This is a genomic window from Novosphingobium sp. 63-713, from assembly GCF_001898925.1.
Lineage (GTDB): Bacteria > Pseudomonadota > Alphaproteobacteria > Sphingomonadales > Sphingomonadaceae > Novosphingobium.
This window is the reverse complement of record NZ_MKVS01000026.1, coordinates 546551-567126: the sequence shown is the minus strand read 5'-3', so window position 1 is coordinate 567126 and position 20576 is coordinate 546551. Positions and strand designations below refer to the sequence as shown.

The window sequence follows — 20576 nt, the reverse complement described above, 5'->3', positions numbered from 1 at the left end:
ACGTATCAGCCCTTGGCGCCAACTTTTGCCTGAGCCGCCTTGGCGAGCTTGGCCTCACGCGCGGCGCGCATTTCGGCAAAATCCTTGCCCGCGTGATAGGACGAGCGGGTCAGCGGGCTGGCCGCGACCTGAAGGAAGCCCTTGGCCCGCGCAATCGCGCCATAGGCGTTGAACGCGGCGGGTGTGACGAATTCCTTGACCTCGGCATGTTTGGGCGTCGGGCGCAGATATTGGCCCATGGTCAGGAAGTCGATCTGAGCGCTGCGCATGTCGTCCATCACCTGATGAACCTCCAGCCGCTGCTCGCCAAGGCCCAGCATGATGCCGCTCTTGGTGAAGATCAGCGGATTATGGGCCTTCACCTCCTCCAGCAGACGGAGCGAGGCGTAATAACGCGCGCCGGGGCGGATGGTGGGATAGAGCCGGGGCACGGTTTCCAGATTGTGGTTGTACACGTCCGGGCCTGCGGCAACGATAGCCTCGATCGCCGGACGCATCTTGTTGCGGAAATCGGGGGTCAGGATCTCGATCGTCGTGTTGGGCGTGGTGCGGCGCAATTCGTTGATGACCTTGACGAACTGGCCCGCGCCGCCATCGGGCAGATCGTCGCGGTCCACCGAGGTGATCACGATATGCTCCAGCCCCAGCTTGGCGGCGGCCTCGGCCACATGGGCCGGTTCGTTCAGGTCGACCTTGCGCGGCATCCCGGTCTTGACGTTGCAGAAGGCGCAGGCCCGCGTGCAGACATCGCCAAGGATCATTACCGTGGCATGCTTTTTCGTCCAGCATTCGCCGATATTCGGGCAAGCCGCCTCTTCACACACCGTGTTCAGCCCCAGCCCGCGCATCAGGTCGCGCGTGGCGCCATATTCGCGGCTGACGGGGGCTTTAACGCGAATCCAGTCCGGCTTGCGCTGAACCGTGGAATTGGAATCGGGCGAAGGAGGCGTGGAGAGGTCGTTCATGACCCGGCAGATAGGCGCATGATGCCGCTCTTTCCAGAGTTAAGTTTGAGTTTCTGCTGGCCTTCGGACAGGCTTCGGGGCAATCGGCAGCCACGGGCATGACGGGCCGAATCCCCGATGCCCTCCATCGTCAGGAGAACGAGATGTCAGATACGGGTAACGCCCCCGCCACCCCGCCCCTTGACCGTCTTATCGCAGGGTATCACCGTTTCCGCGAAACCGGCTGGAACCCGCATCGCGAACGCTGGAGCACGCTGCGCGAAGGGCAGCAGCCCGAAGTCATGGTGATCGCCTGTTCCGACAGCCGGGTCGATCCTTCGCAGATCTTTGATGTCGATCCGGGCGAAATCTTTGTCGTGCGCAATGTCGCCGCGCTGGTCCCGCCGTTTGAAACCACGCCGGGCCATCACGGCGTTTCGGCGGCGCTGGAATTTGCCGTGCAGGTTCTCAAGGTCCGCGAGATCATCGTGATGGGCCATGGCATGTGCGGCGGCTGCAAGGCGGCGCTGACACAGGAACTGCATGGCGCCGAACCGGGCCAGGGCGGCTTTGTCGCCAACTGGATCTCGCTGCTCGACGAGGCGCGCGATGAAGTGGCGCACAAGCATGGCACCGAGGGCCGCCCCGCCGAGCGTGCAATGGAGCAGGCAGGCGTCAAGGTCAGCCTTGAAAACCTGCGCAGCTTCCCTTGCGTGGCGCAGAAGGAGGCAAAGGGCAGCCTGAAGCTGCGCGGCGCCTTCTTCGCCATTTCGGACGGTCTGCTGCATCTGCTGGATGAAGCCACCGGCGAGTTCGCCCCGGTCGAATAAAAGGCGGCCGAATACGAAAAGGGGGCGGCGGTTTCCCGTCGCCCCCTTTTTTGCGGGTTGAAAGCGTAAGCCTTACTTACCGGCAGCCTTCTGGGCCGCATAGAGCGACCAGAGTTCAGCCATCGGCTTACGCGGCCCTTCGACCTGCGCGAAAGTGGCCTGCGCACCGGCGTAATCGCCCGCGTCCACCTGCGCGATGCCCAGACGGGTCAGCACGACCGGCTTGTCCACGCCCGGCTTGTTCAGAGCAATCTTGTAGAGATCAATCGCCTTGGCCGATTCGCCATAGGACAGGAACGCATCGCCCGCGCCCGACACGGTGCCCACGGTCGCATTGGCGGCGCGCGCATCCTTTTCAAAACCGGGCAGCGAGGCCTTGTCCGGGCCGATACGGCTGTTGGCGGTCTTGAGCGCTTCGGCATAGAAGGTCTTGGACGCATCCAGCTTGCCCGCGGCCACACCGGCCTCGATCACGGCCTTCACTTCTGCCGGGTTGCGGCGGGCATCAGCGGCCTGCACGAACTCGCCATAGTCGCGCTCTTCGGCCCAGCTGTTGGTGCGCGCCATCAGGCGCATCAGGTCAATCGTGTCCTGCGAGGGCAGCTGACCCAGATCGCGCAGCACGGCAATCGCGGCCGACCAGCTCTTGGTCACGGGATAGGCCTTGACCAGCTTGGTCGAGAAATTCACCGCCTGACCGTAATCGCGCGCTTCATAGGCAAAGCCCAGACCGCGACGATACCAGTTTTCCGGCGCCGCCGTCCCGGCAATGTCGATGGCCTTGTTCAGCTCGTCAAAACCGGCCTTCGACTGCTTTTCCTCGAAATTGATTTCGGCCAGCCACACATGCGGCTCGGCTTCCTTGTTGCCGGCGGCGATCGAGGCGTCGAGGTTCTTGCGGGCGCCCGCATTGTCCTTGGCCTGAAGCGCCATCTGGGCCAGCGCGAAGTGCAGCTTGGGCAGCAGGTCGGGCGGGGTCTTGCCGCTGTCGACCATCATTTGAATACCCTTGCCCTGAAGCGTATCGTCCTTGGCCAGGCTGCCAAGCTGGATGCCCCAGTTGCCCGCCGTGAACTTGTCGTCGGGCTTGGTCGCGGCGGCCAGAACCTTTTCATACTGCGCGCGCAGATCGGCAATGCCTTCGGGGCTGGGCGCCTTCTTGACCTTTTCCAGAGCGGTCTGGAACGGCACGCCCACAGCCAGAAACGGCTTGGAAAGGTCGGGACCAGCCGGAGCCGCCATGGCCGGGGCCGCCACCATCACGCCAGCGCCCGCAACAGGCAAAGCCAGCGCCACGGCCACAGCAAAGCGCGAAAGGGAAAGCTTCATTGCAATCTATCTCCTCTTGGCATGGCAACCAGCGTGCCGCCCCAAACTCAACGTTGCGCTTGTTAAGGCAAATCCGCGTCAATGCAACTATAGCCTTAATGGCCTGTCGCGTGTGAACCACGATTGAACTACGACTTTGTGCGCATGGCCGCGGATTTGCGCAAGCATCGCGCCGGGCATGGGCCGTCCAGGTGCGTCCACTTGTGGAAAACGCATTCGATCCGGCCCACTAGGCGACGCAATCGCTGGCCATAGGCGACGCCATGGCCTAGAGACGTTCAATCCGGGCCAGTCCCACAACAATCGAAGAATGAAAACACGCGCGTGAGCGACGAAACCACCTTGTCCGCCAGCCCCATGGGCGAATTTACCCGCGTCGATATCGTCGACGAGATGAAGACCAGCTACCTCGATTACGCGATGAGCGTGATCGTGGCGCGCGCGCTGCCCGATGTGCGCGATGGTTTGAAGCCTGTGCATCGCCGCATCCTGTGGACCTGCCACGAGAACGGCTTTACCCATGCCAAGGCCTATCGCAAATCGGCGCGTATCGTCGGCGACGCGATGGGCAAGTATCACCCGCATGGCGACGCGGCGATCTATGACGCGCTGGCGCGTATGACGCAGGACTGGTCGATGCGCCTGCCGCTGATCGACGGTCAGGGCAACTTCGGCTCCATGGACCCCGATCCGCCGGCCTCGATGCGTTATACCGAAGCGCGTCTGGCCAAGGTGGCCGACAGCCTGCTGGCCGACATCGACAAGAACACCGTCGATTTCGTCGACAACTATGACGGGTCGGAGAGCGAGCCGCAGGCCCTGCCCGCGCGCTTCCCCAACCTGCTGGTCAATGGCGCGGGCGGCATCGCGGTCGGCATGGCCACCAACATTCCGCCGCACAACCTTGGCGAAGTGATCGACGGCGCGCTGGCCACCATCGACAATCCCGCGATCACCACCGACGAACTGATGAAGATCATTCCGGGGCCGGACTTTCCGACCGCCCCGCTGATCCTGGGTCAGGGCGGTGCGCGCAACGCCTATAACACCGGGCGCGGCAGCATCATCATGCGCTGCCGCCACGAGATCGAGACGGGCCGCAATGACCGCCGCTCGATTGTCCTGACCTCGATCCCCTATCAGGTGGGCAAATCGGGCCTTGTCGAAAAGATCGCGGAAGCGGCCAAGGACAAGCGCATCGAGGGCATTTCCGACATCCGCGACGAATCGAACCGCGAGGGCGTGCGCGTCGTCGTGGACCTCAAGCGCGATGCCACGCCCGAGGTGGTGCTCAACCAGATCTGGCGCAACACGCCCGCGCAGTCCTCCTTCCCGGCGAATATGCTGGCCATCCGTGGCGGGCGCCCGGAAGTGCTGGGGCTGAAGGACATCCTCACGTCCTTCATCGCCTTCCGCGAAGAAGTGATTACCCGCCGCACCAAGTTCGAGCTGAACAAGGCGCGCGACCGGGCGCATATCTTGCTGGGTCTGGTGATCGCGGTCACCAATCTGGACGAAGTGGTGCGCATCATCCGCGGCTCGCCCAATCCGGGCGCGGCGCGGGCGGCCCTGTCGGCGCGCGAATGGCCGATGGGCGAAATCGCCTCCTATATCCGCCTTGTCGAGGCCATCGAGGAAGGCAGCGACGAGCTTTCGGCGCCCACCTATCGCCTGTCCGAAACGCAGGTGAAGGCTATCCTGGACCTGCGCCTGCACCGCCTGACGGCGCTGGGCCGCGACGAGATCGGCGACGAACTCGAAGGTCTGGCCAAGGCGATTGCCGAATATCTCTCGATTCTTGGCGACCGGGCCAAGCTCTATGGCGTGATCCGTCAGGAACTGATCGAGGTGCGCGCCGCTTTTGCAACGCCGCGCGTATCGGAAATCACCGCCGCTGCCGATGGCATTGACGATGAAGACCTGATCGAGCGCGATGACATGGTCGTGACCGTGACGATGGACGGCTATATCAAGCGCACGCCGCTCAGCACCTTCCGCGCGCAGGCGCGTGGCGGCAAGGGCCGTGCAGGCATGGCCACCAAGGAAGAGGATGCCGTGGGGACGATGTTCGTCACCACCACCCATAATCCGGTGCTGTTCTTCTCGACCGCCGGCAAGGTCTATCGCCTCAAGGTCTATAAGCTGCCCGAAGGCGGCCCGGCTACGCGTGGGCGTCCGATCGTCAACATGCTGCCCGCGCTGGACAAAGACGAGACAATCGCCACCGTGCTGCCGCTGCCCGAGGATGAGGCGGATTGGGGCGCGCTTTCGGTGGTGTTTGCCACGGCCAAGGGCAATATCCGCCGCAACAGCATGGATGCCTTTGCCAATATTCCGTCGAACGGCAAATTCGCCATGCGCTTTGAAGAAGGCGATGATGATCGCCTGATCGGCGTGGCCTTGCTGTCGCAGGATGACGACGTTCTGCTGGCAAGTCGTCAGGGCAAGGCGATCCGCTTTGCCGCCGATGAAGTGCGCGAATTCACCAGCCGCACCTCAACCGGCGTGCGCGGCATGTTGCTCAAGGGCGATGATGAGGTGATCTCGCTCTCGATCCTGCACCGCGTGGGCACCAGCAGCGAGGAACGCGAGGATTATCTGAAATTCGCGCCGTGGAAGGGTGAGAAGGAAGGCGAGCCTTCGATCTCGGCCGAGCGCATGGCCGAATTGGCCGCGCGCGAAGAATTCATCCTCACGGTCTGCACCAATGGCTATGGCAAACTGTCCTCGGCCTATGAATATCGCCGGACCGGGCGCGGTGGGCAAGGCATCACCAATATCGACAACATCGCCCGCAATGGCGAAGTCGTGGCCAGCTTCCCCGCCGTTCAGGCCGATCAACTGATGCTGGTGACCGATCAGGCCAAGATGATCCGTCTGCCGCTTTCATCTCTGCGGGTAATCGGGCGCGGGTCGGCGGGCGTACGCCTGTTCAATGTGGCCGATAATGAGCATGTCGTTTCGGCGGTTCGCCTGGCCGAGAGCGAAGCCGAGGATGAAAGTGTCGAGGAAGCGGCGCCTGAAGGTCAGGCTGCCGAAGATCAGGCGGGCGAAGGGACGGCGGGCGAATGAGCCTGCCGCCTGTTGCCCATAAGGTGCTGACTGCGCCGCAGATGGCGCAGTTCCTTGCCGATGGCGTGTTCAAGGGCGCGCCGGTGGATCTGGCTGATGGCTATATCCACCTCTCGGCCGAGGCGCAGTTGGCAGAAACCATCGACAAGCATTTCACCGGTATGGGCGATCTGTTTATCGCCACGGTCGATCTGGCGGCGCTGGGCGATGCGGTGAAGTGGGAAGTCTCGCGCGGCGGGGCGCTGTTTCCCCATGTTTACGGGGATTTGCCGCTGTCGGCTGTGGTTGCGCATGGGGCGTTGGTGCGCGCGGGCGATGGTTCGGTGGTTTTGCCTGCGGCGTGAAGATGCGAGGGTCTAGACCCTCGCGCTCCCGTTACTGTCTGCGCTGTGCCATAGGTTCGACGTTATGTATCGGACGCGAAATTGAAAAGCCTGCGGCGCGGACGGCTCAGCCCTCTCCGCGCCGCAGGCTTTATTCATACCCCCAACACTACGCCAGAAGCCCACCCCCCATTAATGGGATTGCAAAGGGACGAGTCCCTTTGCCCGCCGGAGGCCCCCCTTCCACCCAACCTTGCCCCCCTCCCCCACAATAGCTAAAGCCCCACCCCATGACATATGACGTACACATCATCGGCGGCGGCTTGGCGGGAACCGAGGCGGCCTGGCAATTGGGCAAGCGCGGTTTCAAGGTTCGCCTTTCGGAAATGCGTGGCACCGGAGAGCGCAGCCCGGCCCATCAGGGCGATGGGCTGGCCGAACTGGTCTGCTCGAACTCGTTGCGCAGCGATGATGACACCGCCAACGCCGTGGGCCTGCTGCATTACGAGATGCGCGCGCTCGACAGCCTCATCATGCGCGCGGCGGACAAGGCGCGGGTTCCGGCCGGGTCCGCTCTGGCGGTGGACCGCGATGTGTTCAGCGACACGATCGAGGCCGAACTGACCGCGCTGCCCAATCTGACGCTGACGCGCGAGCGGATTGATACGCTGCCCGATGCGGGCCTGACGATTGTGGCGACTGGGCCTTTGACCGCCGCGTCGCTGGCCGAAAAGATCGGCGCGGCAACGGGCGCGGACAGCCTCGCCTTTTTCGACGCCATCGCCCCCATCGTCTATGCCGAGACGATCAACATGGACATCGCCTGGCGCGCTGCGCGCTGGGACAAGGGCGCCGAGGCCTCCATCGCGCTGGGCTCTGACGGCAAGGATTACATCAATTGCCCGATGAACAAGGCCGAATATCTGGCCTTTCGCGAGGAATTGCTCAGCGGCGAAAAGACCGTGTTCAAGGAATGGGAGGCCAACACCCCCTATTTCGACGGCTGCATGCCCATCGAGGTCATGGCCGAACGCGGCGAGGACACTTTGCGTTTCGGCCCGATGAAGCCGGTGGGTCTGGACGATCCGCGCAGCGTTTCAGAAAAGTTTCCCAAGGGCCGCTGGCCCTATGCCGTGGTGCAGTTGCGGCAGGATAACAAGCTGGGCACGCTGTTCAACATGGTCGGCTTTCAGACCAAGCTGAAATATGCCGAACAGACCCGCGTGTTCCGCATGATTCCGGGGCTGGAAAATGCCGAATTCGCGCGGCTTGGCGGCCTGCACCGCAACACTTTCCTCAATTCGCCCACTTTGCTGGACCGCCAACTCAGACTGAAATCCTCGCCCCACATTCGATTTGCCGGACAGATCACCGGCTGCGAAGGCTATGTCGAAAGCGCAAGCGTCGGCATGTTGGCGGGCATCATGACCGCCTGCGAACTGGCGGGCCGCGATTGGGCCGAGCCGCCGCGCACCACGGCGCTGGGCGCCCTGCTGGCCCATATTACGGGCGACGCAGAGGCGGACACTTATCAGCCGATGAACATCAATTTCGGCCTTTTCCCGCCCATCGTCACGGAAAAGAAGATCAAAAAGCCCGCCCGCAAGCTGGTCTATACCGAACGTGCGAAGGCCGATCTGGCGCCTTGGCTGGCGGGGATCGCTTAATCCGGGTCATCATCGTCTGTGGCGGGGCGGCCCTTGGGCGCAGCCTTGCCACAGGCGCAATCAGCCTTGGCCTTGTCGCGCTCGGCCTTTTTCGCATCCTGCGCGGCGTAATAGGCGTTCAGTTCCGCGCGGCTGAGGATACCATCGCCATTGCGATCGATCTCCTTGAAACGATTGGACGTCTTGACCGCCCATTCCTCAAAGCTGAGCAGATTGTCGTGGTTGACGTCCAGCTTTTGGAATGCCTTCACGCGGGTTGAAAGCATCTCGTTGCGATTGATCGAGCCGTCGCGGTTGCGGTCATAGCGGTTGAAGCGCCTGTCCTCCTTGGACATCACCTTCTTGGCCGCATTGGGCAAGGCCGGGCCGCGCCCATGCGGATCGGCATCGGGCAGCTCGATAGCTCCCTCGCCCGGCGGGCCGGAAACGACCGGCAGAGGGGCGGCGCGTTCCAGACTGGCCCGCCCCTGCCACCAGAAGAACCCCGCGCTCACCAGAACCAGCGCCGAGATCGCCCCGATTACCAACCGCCCCATTCAACCCCTCCCAATCTATAGGGAAAGTACCTTAGATCCCCAGCATTCCAAGCCGCAAAAGTGTAAAAAGCGAAATGTTTTCCACGCCCTGACGCCCCTTGGTCCGCGCGGCCAGCCCATGCAGAACTACCAGCGGGCGCATCTTGCGCGGCAAACGAACCGCGCGCCAGCCATGGGCCTTGATCAGATCGGCCACTGCGGCCTGCTCCTGCGCATCACCCAGATGAGCCGCCAGATCGCCCAGCGCCCAGCCCCGGGCCATGCTATCCGCCCCCTCGCCCAACGCAGCGCAGGCAGCCACCCGCCCGTCGATCCACGTCTCGAACGCCTCGACCGGCAAAGGCGCCTCGCCCAGCAGGGCCTCCCAGCCATCGACCAGCCCCATCAGCGCGCCATGTCCACCATCCCAGCAGGACAGAGCCGCCAGCAAAGGCTCGCCCCGCGGCCATTTGTCCGCCGAGTCGCGCAGCCGATCGCGCCACCATGCCAGCCTCATCTGGGCCAGAATCGGTTCACGCGCCCCGCGCACCACCCCCGCCAGACGCACATCCAGCGCCAGCATCGTCAGCCACCGCTCACGCGTGGCCACCGGCGCATAAGCCACCGCAAGGCGCCAGGGCGCGGGCAAACTATCGAGAAGATCCTGAGACATTGGCGGGCCTTTAGCCCAAGGCGGGCGCGATTACAGCCCCAGATCGGCCAATTCCTGCGTATCGGGCCAGAGCATGTCGACCATCGCGTCCAGTTCGGTAAAATCGACATGGCGCTGCATCGGGTCGTAACGGTTCAACACCATCGGCTTGGCCTGCGGGCGCAGCAGGCGACGGCGCAGAGCCTTTTGCAGCAAGGTCAGGCGCTGAACCGCCTCGACCATCGCCACTTCGGGCGTCTTGCCGCGAATGTCCGCCCATCGCGCCTCAACCTGGCCCACGCGCTCCATCACCAAGGCGCTGTAATCCCGATGCGGGCCGCGATGCATGGGCAGCGCCAGCTTGATCGCCGCCGAATCATGGGCAGGCAGCAACAGACCATTACGCCGGAAATCGTCGAACCCCACCCGGTCGCGCCCGATCGTATCGAACATCGGCCCGAAGCAGCGCTGAGAAAGCAATTGTTTGGGCAGAATGTGGTGGCGCTGCAGTCCGGGGTCGTAATCGGGGCTGTCCGATTGATTAACAGCGCGGAAGGGCAAAGACGGACGAGCCCGATGACGAATATGGCTCAGCGCCGCCCTTGCCGAGGGTATGGGGCCAAGCCCCGCGACTGGCGACACTGTGGCGACGATTTTCGTCAGCGTGCTAGACATACCCGAAGAATTTTTCCATTTTCCTCGGGAGTGACCCCGAGAATTTCTCCATCCGGCCCTTCAACTTCAACGGGCTCCTTCACCGTCCAGCCGTCCACCAAACTGTGGATAAGTCTTACGGCAACCTTGCCAGCCAAGCCGGGCTGTTTGGCAAGGAGTGGCTCGATTCGCAGTTCGAGTCCAGCAAAAAAACTTAACCCCTCACTAACCACGTTGCCCGCCCCATCGCGCGCCAAAGCCGTCAGGCCCAATGCGGGAAAGGCACCGCCCTTGAGCCAGCCCGGAACGATCCGCCGGAAATGCTCAGCGCTCATGATTGTGCGGGCCGGGCCCCATGCCACCCCCATCGCCCCCGGCAGATCGAGCAGGCCCAGCACCACCCCGGCCATCACCCGGACCACGGGCAATTGGCTGCCCCCGCCGGAAAGATGCTCGCCCGGGGCAAGGCGCAGCCATGCCGAATGATCCAGATCGGTGTCCGCCGCCACACCATAGCGCGTCGCCACCTTGGGCGCGGCCCCGGCCCCGGACAGGCCGGACAGATCGAAAGTCAGCCCGCTGGACAGCAATTCGAGCCAGTCATCATCGTCCTTTGGCCGGTGCGAGACCGTAAAAACCCGTGCAGCATCAGCAGCTTGCTCCAAAAGATCAAGCACCGCCTGCGCCTTGGGCGTACGCCCTTGCGGAAACTGGACATAAAAAGCGGAGGATTTGGGGGACGGAACTGTCATCAATTCAACCGCGCTATGGCCTCCAAAAAAATGGCGTCACAAAGGACGTATGGCATTTTTCGTTTCATGACGTCGAGTCCCGGGCATTATAACCAAAATGGAACAACGTCGGGGCAACATTCGTATCATCTTATGTATGCTCCATGTTTAACAAATCCCCTACCCTTTCTGTCGGGCGAAAGATGGTCTAGTCCCCTCCATTATGCATGCAGATTTGACACAATGGATCCGCCCCGAATCTTCTCTGTCGGGCAAGGCCTGGCGCTGGCGCGGGGGCAATATGGACATGGCGCAGACCGCCTCGGGCGGGCTCAGCGATGACATCATCACCCAACTGCTTCTCGCCCGCGGCGTTGCGCGTGAGGATCTGCCCCGTCACCGCGCGCCCACACTTCGCGCCTTTCTACCCGATCCGTCCGAATTCCGCGATATGGAACTGGCCGCCCGGCGCATGGCCGACGCCATCGAACGGCGTGAGGCGATCACCATATACGGCGATTATGACGTGGATGGGGCAACCAGCGCGGCTTTGCTGATCCGGCTGATCCGGATGCTGGGCCATGACGCGCGCCATTACATCCCCGACCGCCTGCTCGAAGGCTATGGCCCCACCGGCGAGGCGCTGGTGCGGCTGGGGGCCGAGGGTGCGCAACTGATCGTGACGGTCGATTGCGGGGCCATGGCGCATGAGGCGCTGGCCATGGCGGCGCAGGCGGGCGTGGAGGTGATCGTGGTCGATCACCACAAATGCAGCGCCGAATTGCCGCAGGCGCTGGCACTGGTAAACCCCAACCGGTTGGATGAAAGCGACATTGGCGCGGCGCATGGCCATCTGGCGGCGGTCGGCGTGGCCTTTTTGCTGGGCGTGGCGCTGGTGCGGGTGCTGCGCGGGCGGGGATGGTTTGCCGGGCGGGCGGAGCCGGATCTGTTCGCCCTGCTCGATCTCGTCGCGCTGGGCACGGTGGCCGATGTGGCCGCGCTGCATGGGCTGAACCGGGCGCTGGTGGCGCAGGGGTTGAAGGTGATGGCGCGGCGCGAGAATATCGGCATGGCCGCGCTGATCGATGCAAGCCGGTTGAACCGCGCGCCTACGGCCACGGATCTCGGCTTTGCTCTGGGGCCGCGCGTGAATGCGGGCGGCCGCGTGGGCGAGGCCACGCTGGGCGTGCGCCTGCTGACCACGCAGGACGCCGAGGAGGCGCGCGAGATCGCCGCCCAGCTCTCGCGGTTGAACGAAGAGCGCCGCGCCATTGAAATGGCCGTGCAGGAGGCCGCTGAGGCGCAGGTGGAGCGGCAGGGCAACCGCAGCGTGGTCGTGGTCTCGGGCAAGGGATGGCATCCCGGCGTGATCGGCATCGTGGCGGGCCGGATCAAGGAAAAGACCGGCAAGCCCACGCTGGTGATCGCCATGGATGATGATGGCCCCAATGGCGGATATGGCAAGGGATCGGGCCGCTCGATTTCGGGCGTCGATCTGGGCGCGGCGATCATTGGTGCGCGTGAACTGGGCTATCTGGTGGCGGGCGGCGGCCATGCGATGGCGGCGGGCCTGACCGTGGCGCAGGACCGGCTGGACGATTTTGCGCAGTGGCTGGACGACCGTCTGGCGGGCGATGTCGGGCGGGCGCAGGGGGCGCAATCGCTGCTGCTCGATCTGGCCGTGGCGCCGCGCGGACTGCAGCCCGAACTGGTCGAACTGCTGGAGAGCGCGGGTCCCTATGGCATGGGATGGCCGGGGCCGCGCGTGGCGGTGGGGCCGGTGCGCGTGGTCAAGGCCGATGTGGTGGGTGCGGACCACCTGCGCATGATCGTGCGGGGCGAAGATGGCGCCAGTTTCAAGGCGATGGCCTTTCGCGCGGCCCAGACCGAAATGGGCCAGACGCTGATCCATGGCGATCATGGGCGCAAGCTGTGGCTGGCCGGGCGGGCACGAATCGACGATTGGGGGCCGCGTCGGGCCGCCGAATTGCATGTCGATGATGCGGCATGGGCCGGTTAACAATCAAAGCGCTGATATTTCAAGATTTATGATAATTTTTGCGTTTTTTCCGATAGTAACGCGTTTTGTGACTTGACCAACCGGCCCCCTCTCCATAAATGCGCGGCCTCACCAAGGCGCAAGCCGAGGTTGGCCCCTTCGTCTAGCGGTTAGGACGCGGCCCTTTCACGGCTGAAACACGAGTTCGATTCTCGTAGGGGTCACCACTAAATAGCCCGCCTTGGTTGCAAGGTTGGCCCCTTCGTCTAGCGGTTAGGACGCGGCCCTTTCACGGCTGAAACACGAGTTCGATTCTCGTAGGGGTCACCATTTACATAGCCTGCCTTGGCTTCAAGGATGGCCCCTTCGTCTAGCGGTTAGGACGCGGCCCTTTCACGGCTGAAACACGAGTTCGATTCTCGTAGGGGTCACCACTTGTAAATCAGAGCCATCGGCCCCTTCGTCTAGCGGTCAGGACGCGGCCCTCTCACGGCTGAAACACGAGTTCGATTCTCGTAGGGGTCACCATTCTCTCCATCCATGCAGCACCTGCGCAGCCCGCGCCAAGGCACCCTTGCGAGGTCAGGCCGGGCGCATCCTGCGATGATGGGAAGAGCATAAAGCTCTCCCCATAGCTATCGGTCACAGCCGGAAACGCACCCCGCCCGTTACGCTTTCGCGCTTGCCCGCAACGCCCAGCTCGCCCGTGGCGTTAAGGAAAAAGCTGGCGCCCGGCGTCAGCCTGTATTCGACGCCCGCCGCCATGGTGACATCCAGCCGGTTGCGACCCACGCCCAGCGCCGTCAGACCGGGCGTATAGCCCGCCAGCCCCGCCGTGGTATCGGCCTGGCCGCCCTCGGCCCGATAGCGCGCGCCCAGTGTCAGGAAGCGCCGCCAAGGCCCGGCCGCATCGGGCGCGGTTTCGAAACTCAGCCCCGCATCGACAAAGCCCTGCACCATCCTCGCCGCGTTTACAGACAGGGCAAAGGGATGAGGGCTGACCTCATCAATCGCGCCGCGCTTGGTAATGACCCATGTCGTGCCGATCTGCGGGCGAACGACCCATCCCCCGCCCAGAGGCACCGCATGGCTGATCGAGGCGTCGAAAGACCAGCTTGGCAGCAAATAGCTGCTCATGATCGTCCCGGCGCCGGGCACATAACGGCGGGTCTTGGCCAAGGCCCTGTCGTAATTGGCCGAAAGGGTGAGCCGGGTGATTTCGCCAAAGCGCGCCGCCACACCGCCGATCACCCCGCGCGCCTTGGTTGAAGCGCCCAGCATCGCGACCGACTGATCCTGATCCATCCAGCCCATATAGACCGAAGCGGCATAATTGCCCCCGGCAACGCCCAGTCCGCCCAGCACGCCAAAGCCATTGGTCGTGGCCGAGCTCACGCCTTGCGCCTGATTGCCGGAGAACTGGCGCAGGCTGCCCAGCATCTGGCCAAAGCCGAAGAGATGCGGCGTCCCGTTCACCTCGCCCTCACCCATGGAGCGCGAGGCCGCCGCCTGCGACAGGGCGGTTTCTGCGCCGATCTGCATGGCGTCGGCATAAGGTTCGGGCGTCAATTGCGCAAAGGCCGAGGCGATCGGCGCGGCATTGCCGTCCTGAAGCGCCGAAAGCGCCGGGAACAAGGCCGCCGGAGCGCTGTTCGCAGCCATGGCATTGTTGACATAGGCAATCGCATTGCGGACCTGCGGCGTATAATTGACCGGATTGGCAAATTGCACCAACAGCCCCATATCGCCATTGGCCAGTTTGCGAACCGCCCCGGTGATGCCCGTCACCGTGTCATAGGTTCCTGTAACACCCCCGCTCGCGCTGATCAGGTTGAGCGTTGTGCCCACCTTTACCGGGGCAGAGGCGGCGATCTGCAAAGTGCTGCCCGGCAGGATCGTCAGCCTGCCGTTGACGATCAGCTTGTCCGAAACCGTGGGCGTAATTTCGAACAGCGAAGTCGATCCCCCGTTCAGCGTCACATTGCCGTTCACTGTCATGGTGCCGGGCGAAGCGCCGGGGCTCAGCGTGCCGTTGACCACGACATTGCCGTTGACCGCGCCCGCCGAACCGAAAGTGGCGTTGCCCCCCACAGTAAAGCTGTCCGCATTCATCACCGATCCGGCCAGCCCCACCAGCCGCCCGCCCGTCATCATCACGCTGCCAAAGCTGCCGATGCCCGAGACCGTGGCAAAGCCGCCCGTCTGGGTCATCGAGGCAATGTTGCTCACCGAGGCGAAGGCGACGGGGGCCGCCTGCGAACCGCCATTGACCGAGAGCGTGTTGATGCCCGCGCCGCCATTGATGCTGCCGGAAAACGCGCCGTTCATGGCGATGGCGTCATTGCCCGCCCCGGTGGCCAGGCTGCCCCGGATCATGCCGGTGTTGACGACCGACATGTCCCCGCCATTAAGAATGATGTCGCCCGTGATCGTGCCGCTGTTGGCAAGGCTGAACCGCTGTTGGTCCAAAAGCGAAATCAGCATGGCATTGTTGGTGATCACCTGAATGAAGGCGTTTGTTACAGGGTCGAACCCGTTGCTGTATCGCACATAGCCGTTGATCGTGCCCGAATTGTTGATCGCAAGGGTGGAGCCCGCCGCGCCGGTCATCGAAAGGTCGATCCCGCCAATGATTGTGCCGCTGTTGGCGATGATGCTGTTGCCCACGGTCGTGCCGCGCAAAAACACGGACGAGGCGCCGCCGGAATTGAGAATGGTGCCGCTGTTGCTGAATGAAAAACCGTTGTTCGTAAACAGGGTGAGGTTGCTCTCCGCCCGATAGACCGTGCCGATAGTGGCCGAATTGTCGAAGGCGGAGGTCAGCAGGAACAGGCGGCCCACATCGGCCCGATTGGAGAAGCTGCCGAGAAATCCGTCCAGAGCGCGCGGAAAAGTGGGCGCGGAAAAGTTGAACGAGGAAACCATGCCGGTCGTGGCCAACTGATTGATGATCGCGCCGTCGCCGCCGACATAGATAGTGTCCGTATAGCCCGACGGCCCGGTGATCGTGACCTGCGAGGAAGCGCCTGAGGCCAGTGTGAATTCGTTGGTGAAGCCGGGAAGCAGCGCGCCGCCCAGCGACACCGTGGCCGTCCCGCTGCGCTGATGGCCGATCCAGTTGACGCCTGCCCCGCCGTTGATCGTGCCCGTCACGCCGAAACCCGATCCGGTCTCCACCAGATAGTCATCGGCGTTGCCAAAGTTCAGATTGCCGTTGATCGTGCCGCCCTTGGCAACATAAAATCCGGGCATGTTGTAAAAGCTGGACGCCCAATAGTTCAGATTGACGTTGCCGTTGATCGTGCCCGAATTGATGATCGTGCCCCCTGCGGTGCGGATCGCATCGCCGAAGCCGGTGATCGTACCGCCCGCCAGATTGGTCAGCGTGTAATATGGGCTGTAACTGCTGTCGTTGGTGATGGCCGCGCTTGCGGTGCTGGTCAACGTGCCGCTGTTGGTGATGGAGGCGGTGGTGTTGACGGTATTGGTGCCGATGACGACCGCCGAATTGCCTGCGGTGATGGTCCCGTTGTTCGTAAGTGTGGAGGCGCGCACCCCATAGCCGACATTCGAGGTGATCGTGCCGTTATTGGTCACGCCGCCGCCCGTATACACCGCCGCTATTATGGTGGCGCTGTTGTTGAGATCGGTGAAACTTATCTTGCCATTATTGATGACATTGCTCGATTGCAGGAAAACAGACCCATATCCGGGCCAGTACGGACTGTTTTGCAGCGTCATCGAGAGCGCGCCATTATTCGTTATGGTCAGCGCCGTCGGAAGGGTGGTCATGCCGGGCTGCATGACGGCGGCCTCCTGTATCGCCACCGCGTTGGTGGCGGCAATCGTGCCGTTGAGCACCACATTGCCCTGCCCCGCCAGATTGACCGTGGAGCCGAAGGCGCCGTTCGTGTTCAGCGTCAGCGCCGCGCCGCCCGCGACCTGATAGCCAAGGCTGGTGAAACCGCTTCGCATGGCCAGCGTCGCGCTTTCATTGCCGGTCACGTCATAGCGCAGCACCGAATTGGACGCGCTGACCGTGCCGTTGATCCCGGCATAGCCACTGGTGCCGCTGCCCGAAATGGTGGTGATCAACGCGTCTCCCGAACCCAGCGTGAGGTTGCCGTAGAGCATGCCGCCCATCTTGGCCCAATATTTGTTGTAGGAGCCGTAATAGGACGGCGCAGGCGAGAGAAGATTGACATTGCCGTTGATCGTGCCCGCATTGGCCACCGACACCAGAGCGGAGGTGGAAAGACTGGATATCGCGGCGGTGGAGCCCATGATCAGGCCGCCCTCACGATTGTCGATGAACGAATTCATATCGAGCAGCACACCGGTCGCGCCGCTGATCGTCCCGGTGTTGACCAGCGAAGAGGCAAAGAGACTGGCCCCGACCGTGGAGCCGGTGATGGCGCCGCTGTTGGTGTTGTTGGTATTGGGGGTGCCGTTGGTTTCGGTCAGCACCAGCCCCGTTCCGCCCAGCGAGAGGATCGCGCCGGTGTTGCTCAGGCTCTTGCCGTTCTGGTCATAGACGCCGGTGCCGTTGGCTATGATCGTGCCATCGTTGACGAAAGAGGCCAGGCTGGAGCCCTGCGCGCCGATCTGGATCGTGCCGAACAGCGTTGTCTTGTTCACCAGCGAACCCGCGCCATTGATGCCCAGACCATTATAGGCGGTAAAGCCCTGCCCCAGGGTGACCGTTGCGCCCGAAGCCACATTGGCATTCATCACGAAAAAATTCGTGGGCAGCGTCAGAGCATTCGACAGTTCGGCATTTTTCAGGAAATTAATCTGCAGCAAATTCGTGCCGCCGCCGCCGTCCAGCGTGCCGTTGATCCCGGTCACCAATGCGCCATTCACGTAATTGGCGACTACCGTATCGTCCGCGGGGCCCAATAGGACATTGCCGTTGATCGTGCCGGCCGAGGAGTCCAGCATCGCGCCGTCCATGCCCAATGTGGTCACGATATTGCCGTTGATCGTGCCGGTGTTCAACAGCGTCAATTTGCCCGAGACCGAGATCGCATCGGCACCGGGCAAAGCATTGATGGTGCCCAGGAAATAATTGTTGATCGACACATTGGAGCCGATGATGCCCATTCCGCCGCCGGTATTGGTGATGAGCCCCAGGTTGTTCAACGCCAGGGAGGAGCCGTTGGCAATGGTGGCCGCGCCCTTGCTGGCGATGGTTGCGCCGGCATCGTTTTCGATGGTCAGATAGTTGCCGGAGTAAATCGCGCCGCCCGCGCCGTCATTGGCGATCACGTGCGAATTGATGATCGTGTTGCTCAAAGAGGCGGACTGCGCAGAGGCGATGCTGATCGTGGCGGCGTTGCTGGCGGAATGGATGATGGAATTATTGGAGATCAGATAATTGCTGTCGACGTTGCCCTGGCTGATCGCGGAGAGGCTGCCGCCTTCGATTGTGCCGCTGTTATGGATCTGGCCGAAACGGGCCGCAATGGCGCCGATCGTCCCGGTGCCGGTGTTGATGATTGAATCCAGCCTCGCATAATTGCCGCTGGTGGAAATGGCCACGCCGCTCGTGCCGCTGATCGTCCCTTCGTTGTAAACCATTACTCTGGTGGGGGAATAGATCGAATAGGGTCCGGGGCTCTGCGTCAGGGCAATGCCGGTGGTGCCCGAAACGATGCCTGTCGGGGCGACGCTGATCGAGGCATAGGTGCCGCTGAAATCGTAGGTGCTGACCAAGGTCGTGCCCGAGCTCACGGTGATGCCCGGCGCGCCATAGGCGGTCACGATGCCGTTCACGGTAATGACGGCATTGCGTGAATAGTACCCATTGGGCGACGGGATCGCCACGGTAATGGCCGAGGCGCCCGTATTCGTCACCGTGGCATCGCTGACCACGGTCAGCGGGGCATAGTAGGCGGTGAGGGTTACGCCATTGGTGGTGGTGCCGGTGCAGGTGATATCCGTGAGCTGCGGGTTCGGACTGGGCGAACATTCCGCCCACGCCCGAACCGGGGCGCCCACGGCCAGAGCGGCAAGGCTGATACGCGCGACGAAAAGCGCCGCTCGATACGAGCGACGGCCATTACTGTTCTGGATCACCAGTTGCCCCTGTCTTTGCTGTGCGGGACTATGGTATTATGCGTATAGAATAGAGTCATTACAAATTGTTCAAAAATTAATATTTTTTATAAACCGCAAACATCCAGCCTACGCGCCCGCCGCCTGCCTGACCATTGCCGGAGATTTGATGGCCATCTTCTTTCCTGATGCCACGGCCGCCTTTGCCCGAGGCGATGACCGGCCTTCACCCGCGCCGAGCCTGCGCAACAGGGCGAAATGCCGGGGCAGCGCCGCCTTGCGAACAATGAGGCGTCAGGCGCAGAGAGCCGCGCCCATGGACACCGCCATCCCATCCCGCCCCTGTGCCGAGAGAATTTGCCACCGGCTTGATGTTTCGCGCTATTCTTGCGCTCAATGCTTGGCGGTTTCATAAAACTGTCATACGCCTTCCCCATGCGCTGATGGCGAGCGTCTGGCCTGATGCAGGCGCCAAGGAATGGACGATCCGAGCAATGCGCGACAGCAAGCTACCCTGGCCTGCCATCATCCTCGAATTCCTGACGTTTTTGCTGCTCTATCTGGATGGAGCAGGCTTGCTGATGGTGGCTCTGACCGGGGCGTTCTGGACCTTTTCGCTGCTGGCTGTGTGGTGGTGGTGCAGCGATCAGGCCGAACCCGACGCCCCGCGCGAAATCGAGGGCAATGCCCGCCAGCAACAGCTTGAACAGGGCCATATGGTGCGGCGCGCGCTGATTTCGGCGCTTGAGGGCACGGGCGCGCCGATGATGCTGGTGGACCGGGTGCGAATCATCGACGCCAATGCGGCTGCCCGTTCGGCTCTGGGCGAACATATTCTGGGGCAGGACCCGCGCATTGCGCTGCGCCATCCCGATGCGATCCGCCTTCTGGACAGCGCCGATGATGAAACCGCCACCGCCAGCATCCGAGGCCTGACCCGCAGCGGCAGCCTGTGGCAATTGACGCGCCGCCCGGTCTATCCCGGCCTGTGGGTGATCGAGGCGCGCGACCGCACCGCCGAGGCCGATATCAGCCGCGCCCACACCGATTTCGTCGCCAATGCCAGCCATGAATTGCGCACCCCCCTCTCTTCGGTCATCGGCTATGTCGAAACGATCAGCGAGAGCGTAGGCAAGATGGATGGCGCGGTGATGCAGCGCTTTCTGGGCACGGTATTGCGTGAGGCGCGGCGGATGCAGGCGCTGCTCAATGATCTCATGTCCCTGTCGCAGCTTGAGGCGGAAAAGCATGACGCGCCCACCTCGCAGATCGACCTTGCGCCGCTGGCCGCACGGGTGGTGGGCGAATTTGCGCCGCCGCCGGGCAATCCAGCCCGCGTCGAATTCGTCAAGCCCGATGAGCCGTTCGAGGTCGCCGGCGATGTGAAGCAGATCGAGCAGGTCCTGCGCAATCTGATCGACAATGCGTTGAAATATGGCGACGCGGATCAACCGGTGACGGTCGCGCTGACCCATGCGCCGCGCGGCATGGCCGAATTTCTGGTCACAGACCGGGGCGCGGGCATCTCGGCCGACCATCTGCCACATCTGACCCGGCGCTTTTATCGCACCGATCCGGGCCGCAGCCGGGCGGCGGGCGGCACCGGGCTTGGTCTTGCGATTGTCAAACATGTGGTCGAACGCCATCGCGGCAAGCTGGACATTACCAGCAAGGTGGGCGTGGGCACCAAGGTTTCCGTGCGCCTGCCGTTGATCCCGGCCAAAGAACAAAAAGTCACAAGTTCGTCATAGTCCTGTCATGAAAGCGATGCATGGCGCTTTCAAGGCTGGTTGGAACGGACAT

At 62.9% G+C, this 20576-nt stretch carries 13 protein-coding genes and 4 tRNA genes; 10 read left to right on the top strand and 7 right to left on the bottom strand.

Annotation, left to right across the window (positions count from 1 at the left end; all coding sequences use genetic code 11):
* Window positions 1-5: 5 nt before the first annotated feature.
* A complete protein-coding gene (lipA, locus tag BGP00_RS13565) occupies window positions 6-965 on the bottom strand; it encodes a lipoyl synthase (RefSeq protein ID WP_292689683.1) in 960 nt (319 codons plus the stop codon).
* A gap of 143 nt (window positions 966-1108) precedes the next feature.
* Between lipA and BGP00_RS13560 the strand changes: the two genes are divergently transcribed.
* The gene (locus BGP00_RS13560; RefSeq protein ID WP_292689682.1) at window positions 1109-1774 is read left to right on the top strand and encodes a carbonic anhydrase; all 666 of its coding nucleotides are present in this window, start codon (window positions 1109-1111) and stop codon (window positions 1772-1774) included.
* Between the two features lie 72 nt (window positions 1775-1846).
* Here the strand turns inward: BGP00_RS13560 and BGP00_RS13555 are convergent, their stop codons facing one another.
* Window positions 1847-3103: a hypothetical protein gene (locus BGP00_RS13555; RefSeq protein WP_168605268.1), complete on the bottom strand. Its 1257-nt coding sequence runs from the start codon at window positions 3101-3103 to the stop codon at window positions 1847-1849.
* A 324-nt stretch (window positions 3104-3427) separates the two neighbouring features.
* Between BGP00_RS13555 and gyrA the strand changes: the two genes are divergently transcribed.
* The 3 genes from gyrA to trmFO all read left to right on the top strand — a co-directional run bounded on the left by gyrA (window position 3428) and on the right by trmFO (window position 8165).
* Complete coding sequence (gyrA, locus tag BGP00_RS13550) at window positions 3428-6175, top strand: DNA gyrase subunit A (RefSeq protein WP_292689681.1); 2748 nt, start codon at window positions 3428-3430, stop codon at window positions 6173-6175.
* Window positions 6172-6519, top strand: coding sequence for a DUF952 domain-containing protein (locus tag BGP00_RS13545; protein ID WP_292689680.1), 348 nt, complete (start codon window positions 6172-6174; stop codon window positions 6517-6519). Before gyrA ends, BGP00_RS13545 begins: the two co-directional genes overlap by 4 nt.
* 269 nt (window positions 6520-6788) lie before the next feature.
* A complete protein-coding gene (trmFO, locus tag BGP00_RS13540) occupies window positions 6789-8165 on the top strand; it encodes a methylenetetrahydrofolate--tRNA-(uracil(54)-C(5))-methyltransferase (FADH(2)-oxidizing) TrmFO (RefSeq protein ID WP_292689679.1) in 1377 nt (458 codons plus the stop codon).
* On the opposite strand, the gene BGP00_RS13535 is transcribed toward trmFO, so the two are convergent.
* From BGP00_RS13535 to BGP00_RS13520, 4 genes are read right to left on the bottom strand one after another with little or no spacing between them, the layout of a single operon-like run.
* The gene (locus tag BGP00_RS13535; RefSeq protein ID WP_292689678.1) at window positions 8162-8701 is read right to left on the bottom strand and encodes a hypothetical protein; all 540 of its coding nucleotides are present in this window, start codon (window positions 8699-8701) and stop codon (window positions 8162-8164) included. The genes trmFO and BGP00_RS13535 overlap by 4 nt on opposite strands.
* A 31-nt stretch (window positions 8702-8732) precedes the next feature.
* Complete coding sequence (locus BGP00_RS13530) at window positions 8733-9353, bottom strand: hypothetical protein (RefSeq protein ID WP_292689677.1); 621 nt, start codon at window positions 9351-9353, stop codon at window positions 8733-8735.
* Between the two features lie 30 nt (window positions 9354-9383).
* Window positions 9384-10007, bottom strand: coding sequence for an AHH domain-containing protein (locus BGP00_RS13525; RefSeq protein ID WP_292689676.1), 624 nt, complete (start codon window positions 10005-10007; stop codon window positions 9384-9386).
* The gene (locus BGP00_RS13520; protein ID WP_292921248.1) at window positions 9992-10738 is read right to left on the bottom strand and encodes a hypothetical protein; all 747 of its coding nucleotides are present in this window, start codon (window positions 10736-10738) and stop codon (window positions 9992-9994) included. Before BGP00_RS13520 ends, BGP00_RS13525 begins: the two co-directional genes overlap by 16 nt.
* 280 nt (window positions 10739-11018) lie before the next feature.
* Between BGP00_RS13520 and recJ the strand changes: the two genes are divergently transcribed.
* From recJ to BGP00_RS13495, 5 genes are all read left to right on the top strand, one after another.
* On the top strand, window positions 11019-12737 hold the full coding sequence (gene recJ, locus BGP00_RS13515; RefSeq protein ID WP_292921267.1) for a single-stranded-DNA-specific exonuclease RecJ: 1719 nt from the start codon (window positions 11019-11021) through the stop codon (window positions 12735-12737).
* A 131-nt stretch (window positions 12738-12868) separates the two neighbouring features.
* Window positions 12869-12943: transfer RNA gene (locus BGP00_RS13510), tRNA-Glu, on the top strand.
* Between the two features lie 28 nt (window positions 12944-12971).
* Window positions 12972-13046: transfer RNA gene (locus tag BGP00_RS13505), tRNA-Glu, on the top strand.
* 29 nt (window positions 13047-13075) lie between these two features.
* Window positions 13076-13150, top strand: a tRNA-Glu gene (locus tag BGP00_RS13500).
* A 19-nt stretch (window positions 13151-13169) separates the two neighbouring features.
* Window positions 13170-13244, top strand: a tRNA-Glu gene (locus tag BGP00_RS13495).
* Between the two features lie 114 nt (window positions 13245-13358).
* Here BGP00_RS13495 and BGP00_RS13490 read toward each other — a convergent pair.
* Window positions 13359-18794 carry a hypothetical protein gene (locus tag BGP00_RS13490; RefSeq protein WP_292689673.1) on the bottom strand — a complete coding sequence of 1812 codons (5436 nt, stop codon included), beginning with the start codon at window positions 18792-18794 and terminating at the stop codon, window positions 13359-13361.
* Window positions 18795-19216: 422 nt separating this feature from the next.
* Here BGP00_RS13490 and BGP00_RS13485 point away from each other — a divergent pair, with 422 nt between their 5' ends.
* Complete coding sequence (locus tag BGP00_RS13485; RefSeq protein WP_292689672.1) at window positions 19217-20524, top strand: ATP-binding protein; 1308 nt, start codon at window positions 19217-19219, stop codon at window positions 20522-20524.
* The last annotated feature ends 52 nt before the right edge of the window (window positions 20525-20576 follow it).